8 protein-coding genes are annotated in these 7,035 nt (G+C 64.9%); 7 read left to right on the top strand and 1 reads right to left on the bottom strand.

Features of this window, described 5'->3' with window-relative positions; genetic code table 11:
- The first annotated feature begins 75 nt into the window (after positions 1–75).
- From alr to tsaD, 5 genes are read left to right on the top strand one after another with little or no spacing between them, the layout of a single operon-like run.
- On the top strand, positions 76–1,131 hold the full coding sequence (gene alr / locus PWJ82_RS09255; RefSeq protein WP_274736379.1) for an alanine racemase: 1,056 nt from the start codon (positions 76–78) through the stop codon (positions 1,129–1,131).
- A 50-nt stretch (positions 1,132–1,181) separates the two neighbouring features.
- A complete protein-coding gene (tsaE, locus tag PWJ82_RS09260) occupies positions 1,182–1,709 on the top strand; it encodes a tRNA (adenosine(37)-N6)-threonylcarbamoyltransferase complex ATPase subunit type 1 TsaE (protein ID WP_035276466.1) in 528 nt (175 codons plus the stop codon).
- Positions 1,706–2,422 (top strand): tRNA (adenosine(37)-N6)-threonylcarbamoyltransferase complex dimerization subunit type 1 TsaB, encoded by a 717-nt coding sequence (gene tsaB, locus PWJ82_RS09265; RefSeq protein ID WP_274736382.1) that lies wholly within the window; start codon positions 1,706–1,708, stop codon positions 2,420–2,422. Before tsaE ends, tsaB begins: the two co-directional genes overlap by 4 nt.
- 7 nt (positions 2,423–2,429) lie before the next feature.
- Complete coding sequence (locus PWJ82_RS09270) at positions 2,430–3,002, top strand: GNAT family N-acetyltransferase (RefSeq protein WP_274736383.1); 573 nt, start codon at positions 2,430–2,432, stop codon at positions 3,000–3,002.
- Positions 2,999–4,069, top strand: coding sequence for a tRNA (adenosine(37)-N6)-threonylcarbamoyltransferase complex transferase subunit TsaD (gene tsaD, locus PWJ82_RS09275; RefSeq protein ID WP_274736384.1), 1,071 nt, complete (start codon positions 2,999–3,001; stop codon positions 4,067–4,069). Before PWJ82_RS09270 ends, tsaD begins: the two co-directional genes overlap by 4 nt.
- A 4-nt stretch (positions 4,070–4,073) precedes the next feature.
- On the opposite strand, the gene PWJ82_RS09280 is transcribed toward tsaD, so the two are convergent.
- Positions 4,074–5,315 (bottom strand): class I SAM-dependent methyltransferase, encoded by a 1,242-nt coding sequence (locus PWJ82_RS09280; RefSeq protein ID WP_274736385.1) that lies wholly within the window; start codon positions 5,313–5,315, stop codon positions 4,074–4,076.
- Between the two features lie 92 nt (positions 5,316–5,407).
- On the opposite strand from PWJ82_RS09280, the gene PWJ82_RS09285 reads away from it, so the two are divergent.
- Both PWJ82_RS09285 and groES read left to right on the top strand, forming a co-directional pair.
- A complete protein-coding gene (locus PWJ82_RS09285) occupies positions 5,408–6,238 on the top strand; it encodes an aldo/keto reductase (RefSeq protein WP_274736387.1) in 831 nt (276 codons plus the stop codon).
- A 264-nt stretch (positions 6,239–6,502) separates the two neighbouring features.
- On the top strand, positions 6,503–6,799 hold the full coding sequence (groES, locus tag PWJ82_RS09290) for a co-chaperone GroES (RefSeq protein ID WP_016443059.1): 297 nt from the start codon (positions 6,503–6,505) through the stop codon (positions 6,797–6,799).
- Positions 6,800–7,035: the final 236 nt, after the last annotated feature.

The following is a 7,035-nucleotide window of genomic DNA, read 5'->3' on the forward strand; positions in this document are numbered from 1 at the left end:
CTGACCCACACCCGGGACCGGGCCAAACTCCCGGCCCAAAAAATCGGGGCGTTTATCATGGGTTATCCCTAGGGCATGGGGTTGGTGCCCGCCGCCCGCCCATGCGCGGGCGCGGGAGCGGACTACCTCGGGGTTGCCCAACTTGCCGAAGCACTCGCGCTGGTCCGGGAATGGGGGGAGCGGCCAGTTGAAGGCGAGGCGCTGGCAGGCCACCCGGCCCTGCCCCCGGTTTTCTCCTGGATTTACACGCCCGATAGTGACCTCGGCCCCGCGCTGAAAGCCGGAATTGAACTCTCGGTGGGGGATACCTGGATGATTGAGGCGGTGGCGCGGGCCGCGCAAGCTACCGGCCACACCGCCCGGGTTCACCTGAGTGTGGATAGCGGGATGACCCGCGAGGGCTTCAACTTGGAAGATATCCCCGCGGCCGCACAACTGCTCGCCGAACACCAACACGCCGGGCACCTCGAAGTCGTCGGCATCTGGAGCCACCTGGCCTGCGCGGATGACCCGGATAGCGAAGCCACCACCAGCCAGATCGCCGCTTTCGACGAAGCCCGCAGCCTCGCCGCACGTGCCGGCCTCACCCCGCGCTTGGCCCACCTTTCCGCCTCCAGCGGGGTGCTCTGGCACCCGCAGGCCCGCTACGATATGGTGCGCCCCGGCATTATTCTGTACGGGCTCAGCCCCGAACCGCGACGCACCCTCGCCTCTGACCTGGGCTTACGCCCCGCCATGCGCCTGGAATCCGAACTCCTCACCACCCGCCAGCTTTCCCACCGCGCCGGCGTTTCTTACGGGCACACGGTCGTTGTGGATGGCGGGGCCGTGCTCGGCGTCGTACCGCTGGGATATGCCGATGGGGTTCCGCGGGCACTGTCCAATAAGGGCTATGTCACCGTCGGGGAGGGTGCGGCCGCCCAGCGCTCGCCCATCACCGGGCGGGTGTGCATGGACCAGTTTGTGGTGCGCCTGGACGGGCCGTTGCCTGCCGGCACCCCGGTGGTGCTTTTTGGTGACCCGGCCCGCGGGGAGGTGAGCGCCGCGCAATGGGCGCTGGCCAGCGGCACGATTTCTTATGAGATTATCACTCGAGTGGCGGCCCGGGTCCCGCGCCTGTACGTGAAGTAGGCACCCACGCGACCTACGCCCGCGGCCTCGAAGCGACGTAGAATAGCACGGTGACTGAGAAGATCCTTATTGAGGACGCCGAGGCGATGCACGCCGTTGGCTGCGCCCTCGGAAAACTCCTGCGCGGCGGCGACCTCATCATGCTCAACGGGCCGCTGGGCGCCGGAAAAACCACAATGACCCGCGGAATTGCGGAAGGTATGAACGTGGGCGGGCGCGTGACCTCCCCGACGTTCGTGATCGCCAATGTGCACCGCTCGCGGGTGGGCGGCCCCGACCTCGTCCACGTGGATGCCTACCGCCTCACCTCCCTGGAAGAACTGGACGCCCTGGACCTGGATTCCTCCCTGGAAGAATCCGCCACCGTGGTGGAATGGGGCGAGGGCAAAACCGAGGTCCTCACCAATGACCGCCTCGATATCGATATTGAACGGCCCGTGGGCGCCGCGGCCGGCAGCGATGTGCTCGACCTGTACGTCGATTCGCCGCGCACCCTCAGCCTGCGCGCTTCCGGCCCGCGTTCGCGCCAGCTCGCCGCAGACCTGCTCGCCTCGTATCACCAGGAGAATGCTTCATGAATATTTTGACGATTGATACCAGCGACCTGTCCGTGGTGGGCCTGGTCCGCGTGGAACATTTGGGGAACGACGGCGCCGCCGGGCAGATCGCCACTCTGGCCCGCGAAGTATCCCCGGATTCGCGCCACCACGCCGAAACCCTCACCCCGATGGTCAAGGCAGTCCTGGAAGCAGCCGGGGTAGAACGCGCCGATGCCATCGTGGCGGGGACCGGCCCCGGGGCTTTTACCGGGCTGCGCGCCGGCCTGGTGACAGCCCGCACCCTTGCTTTTGCCTGGGATGTGCCGCTCTACGGCGTTTCCTCCCTGGAAGTGCGGGCCCTGGGCGCGCTGCGCGAGGGAGCCACCCGCGCGCTCGCGGTCATCGATGCCCGGCGTAAGGAACTGTATGTGCTGAGCGCAGAAGCAGCACCGGCTGCCCAGAGCGCGGCGCGCGGCGAACTCACCGTGACGGACGGCCCCCGGATTATTCGCCCGGCCGAGGTACCTGCATTGCGTGGGGAACATACCAGCGTCGTCGTATCCCATGGAGATATGTATCCGGAACTGAGCGGGGCGCGCGTGGTGGAATGTGAACCGGAGCTCATGGTGGCGCGTGCGGGTGCGAAGCTCGCGGCGGGTGAGGCGCTCGATACCGAGCCGCAGTATTTGCGCCGCCCTGATATCGCGCAGGGTGTGGCCCAGCCGGCGGGCAGCGGTTACCTCGGCAGCTAGGCGCGCGATGGCGAGTGAAATACCGCGGCACTGGCGCGATGTGCCGGTGCGGCGTGTGGTGGCCGATCCTTCCTGGGCGCGTGACCTGGCACGTTTCGACGCCGCGCAATTTGGGCCGCGGGAGGCCTGGCCGCGCGGAGCCTGGGAACAGGCGCTGCGGGCCAGTAGCGAAGCCTACTTGCTCTACACACTCACCGACGTACCAGGCGATACTGCTGCCTCTATTAACGCGCTCGATGATATGCATCCTCCTATCCTGGCGGCCGGCGGGGTGAGCCTGGGGGTGGAAGCCGAAATCCTCACCCTCGCGGTGGCGCAGGCGGTGCGCGGGCAGGGCCTGGGCGGAGCGCTCCTGGATGACCTCATGACTCTGGCGTGCGATGCGGGTGGGGAAACCATGTTCCTGGAGGTCCGCTCGGACGACCCGATTGCCACCGGACTCTACGCCTCGCGTGGCTTTACCGCGGTGGGGCGGCGCCCGGGTTACTATCACGGGGCGGATGCCACGATTATGCGTTGCGCGCTGCGCAGCGATGCGGAAACTGGAGTTGGTGAGCAGGCAGGCGCCGGCGAGGAATGAGCATTAAAGGAGTAAGATTGGCGGGCGTGAGTACAACAGTTTTGGGAATCGAAACCTCGTGTGATGAAACGGGGATCGGGATCGTACGCGACGGCGAGCTGCTGGCGGATGTGACCGCCACTTCTATGGATGAATACGCCCGCTACGGCGGCATTATCCCGGAGATTGCCTCGCGTGCTCACCTCCAGCAAATGGTTCCCACCTTGAAGGCGGCCCTGGAGAAGGCCGGCGTGGGTCTGGGCGATCTGGATGCGATTGCGGTAACCGCCGGCCCGGGGCTCATTGGTTCGCTGACCGTTGGAGTTTCCGCCGCGAAATCCCTGGCCTTGGCGCTGGGCATTCCGCTCTACGGCGTTAATCATATTATTGGCCACCTGGCGGTGGATCAGCTGGCCAGCGGGCCCTTCCCGGAGAGCTTCATTGGCCTGGTGGTTTCCGGTGGGCATTCCTCGATTCTGCACGTGCGTGATATTGCCGGGGATGTGACGGAGCTGGGTGGCACCCTGGATGATGCCGCTGGTGAAGCTTTCGATAAAGTGGGGCGCCTCCTCGGCCTGCCCTACCCGGGCGGCCCGCATATTGACCGCCTCTCAAGGACCGGCAACCGGGATGCGATTCGTTTCCCGCGCGGCCTGGAAGGTGGAAAGAATAAGGCACGCCACCGCTACGATTTCTCCTTCTCCGGGCTAAAAACCGCGGTGGCTCGCTATATTGAGGGCCTGGAGGAACGCGGCGAAGAAGTCAATGTTCCCGATATTGCCGCCGGTTTCACTGAAGCTATTACCGATACCCTCACGGATAAAGCCCTGCGGGCCTGCGAAGATAAAGGCTGTGACACCCTGGTGGTGGGCGGGGGATTCTCCGCGAATTCCCGGCTGCGGGAACTGGCCGCCCAGCGCGGAGCCGAACGCGGGATCAACGTGCGCATCCCAGCGCTGCGCTACTGCACCGATAATGGCGCCATGATTGCTGCCCTCGGGTACAGCGTGGCGGTCAGCGGGCGGGCGCCGTCGCCCCTCGATATAACGGTGGACACGAATATGCCCCTCGATCTGGTAGCTTTCTAAGCTTCTACCACCCTTCGCGTTCGGCGACGATAGCGCGATGCTCGCCGAGAATCCGGGTGAGGATCACGGTGGCCGCGCTGTCCCCGGCGTTCTTGTGCAGCTTGAGTTGTTTGCGGAAGAGCGCCGGGTCAATATCGGTTCCGCGTTTTTTGATTTCAGCCCGCACGACGCCGCGTTTGCGCAGCTCGGCAGCCACGGTTTTAGCGTGCAGCGGGAGCACGTCCAGTATTTTGAAACGGGCGAGGAGCGGAGAGGCGACGGCGTCGCCGCTTAAATACGCGAGCCCGGGCGAAATCGGAGCCAAATCAAAATCGCTACACACCTGGTCGAGGCCGCCCGCGCGCATAAGCGCCGGATCCGGTTCGTACAGGTACGCATCCAGGGGCCGGGCCGGCAGGGGAGCGGCCGACTGGCTCGGATCCCCGCGCCAGGTGCGGTAGTAGCCGACCAAGTTCCCGGTGGCGGAAGTGGCGGCGCCGTCGCCATCCGCGCGCCCGGGCTTTTCGGTGAGGATCGTGGCGCCGCGCCCCGGATCGCGCGTCCCAAACCACGCCACCGCCTCCACGAGGTCCCCGTCCACGCTCACCCAATCGACGAAGGCATCGGCGGGCAAATCCGCCCACCGAATCCCGGGCCCGAGCTTAATCCCGGTCACCCGGAACTCGCGCGCCAGCGCAATAGCATCGCTGAGGGCCGGCTGCCAGTCCTCGGGGTGCGAAATCCGCTTGCCCCGCGCATCGCGCCGCGCCGGATCCAGCCACAGCCCCTCGCGGCTCTCATAGCTACCGAGCAGGGCGTATCCGTCTGTTGGTACGACGGCGCAACCGGCATTAGCCTGCGCGAAATGAGCGGTAACCGGGTCACGCTCCACTCCCAGGGCGGTCAGGCCGGCGTCGGTGAAAGCCTGGGAATCCGCCCCGATCCCGCAGCCGAAATCGAGCACCTCGCGCACGTTGGCGCGGGCGAAAACCGAGGCGTGCTGGCGAGCTACGCTGGCACGGGTGGATTGCTGGAGGCCGGCGTCGGTGAAGAACATACGGGTGGCGCGCTCCCCGAATTTGGCGCGGGCGGCATCACGCAGCCGGGTCTGGGTGAGAACAGCGGAGCTTTGCTCGGGGGTGAGCCCGCGTTCGCGCAGCTCAGTGGAAAGTTTGAAAGCATCGGCCACGTTATGGGCCGGCATGGTGGCGAGGAGGGCTTGCCCGGCGGGGGAGGTGAGCCAGTGGGCGACGTCGAGCTGTTCCACGCTTCCAAGCCTAGCGTGCCCGGGCGGGCGGGGCCTAACGCGTCCGGGGGAGTTCCTGGCGCGAGCTGCCCCTACCTGGCAGACTATGTGATATGGCTAATATTCCGACATTGACATTGAACGACGGACACACCATCCCGCAGCTCGGCTTCGGCGTTTTCCTGGTGGAGCCGCAGGAGGCGCAGCGCGTGGTGAGCGAGGCGCTGGCCACCGGCTATCGGCATATTGACACCGCAGCCATTTACGGTAATGAAGCTGAGGTGGGGCGCGCGATTGCGGCCTCCGGTATCCCGCGCGAGGAGCTTTTTATCACCACGAAATTGTGGAATGACCGGCAGGCCGATGCGCCGGCCGCACTGGCGCAATCCCTGGAGAAACTCGGGCTTGATTACGTGGATCTCTACCTCATCCACTGGCCGGCACCGCAGCAGGGGCTGTACGGGGAAGCGTGGAAGGATCTGGTGAGCTTCCGGGAAGCCGGGTTGGTCCGTTCGGTGGGCGTATCCAATTTCCAACCTGCGCATCTCAATCGCATCGTGGCTGATGGCGGCGTCGTACCGGCCGTGAACCAAGTTGAGCTGCACCCGCGTTTCCAGCAACGCGAAGTTTCCCAGTATTGTGCCGCGCGCGATATCAAGATTGAGGCGTGGGGGCCGCTGGGGCAGTCCAAGTACGGGCTTGATGAACTGGAGCCGATTGCGGCCGCGGCCCGCGCGCACGGGAAAACCGCCGCGCAGGTCACGTTGCGCTGGCATCTGCAAAGTGGGCATATTGTTTTCCCGAAAACCACGCACCGGGCGCGCATGGAGGAGAATATCGACGTCTTCGATTTCGAGCTCAGCGCCGCGGAAATGCAGGCGATTGCCGGGCTGGATGCCGGGGAAGCCGGGCGGGTGAGCTCCCATCCCGATGAGGTGAACTGAGCGCGCGGAACGGCGGAAGCGCGTGCGCGGCGCGGTAGGTGTGAATGTCCGGAGTCCTACGGTTGAGCGCGCGCCGTGCGAGAAACTTCGCTTTTCGCAAATCCTTAGCACTCACCTTGACTGAGTGCTAAGTGCGGCTTACCTTTAATAGCGGACGTAGTTCATGCTACGGCTTGTGCTTAGTGCGGGCCCGGCCCCCGCGACGGCGGGTCCCGGTTCTGAGCGCGTTTGTAGTGCACGAGTTGAGAAGTAAGGAGGAGCCGCATGTCGGTCTCCATTAAGCCGCTTGAGGATCGCGTTGTTATCCGTCAAGCTGAAGCAGAAACGACCACCGCTTCCGGTCTGATCGTTCCCGATACCGCTTCGGAAAAGCCCCAGGAGGGCACCGTTCTGGCGGTGGGCCCGGGCCGTATTGATGACAAGGGCAACCGCGTTCCCATGGATGTCAAGGTGGGGGACGTTGTGGTGTACTCCCGCTACGGTGGCACCGAAGTCAAGTACGGCGGGGATGAATTCATCATCCTCTCCGCGCGTGACGTGCTCGCCGTGGTGGAAAAGTAACACCACCTAGGCAACCTAGGCAGCGCCGTTTTTGCGGTAACTAGTAGCGCCGCGATTGTGCGGCAACGTAGTACGTGGTGGGGCTGGCTCTCTCGGGCCGGCCCCACCACGTTTTTGCATACTTGGGGTTAATAGACAAAAATAGTTGCTAATGACGGCGTGTCGTTAGCTCCCGATCCGGCCTTTACGGATGTTTAGACCGTCTTCCCACGGGCGCTCCATGTTGATATGGGTAT

Origin of the sequence: Actinotignum schaalii (genome assembly GCF_028864145.1) — a bacterium.
GTDB lineage: Bacteria > Actinomycetota > Actinomycetes > Actinomycetales > Actinomycetaceae > Actinotignum > Actinotignum schaalii_B.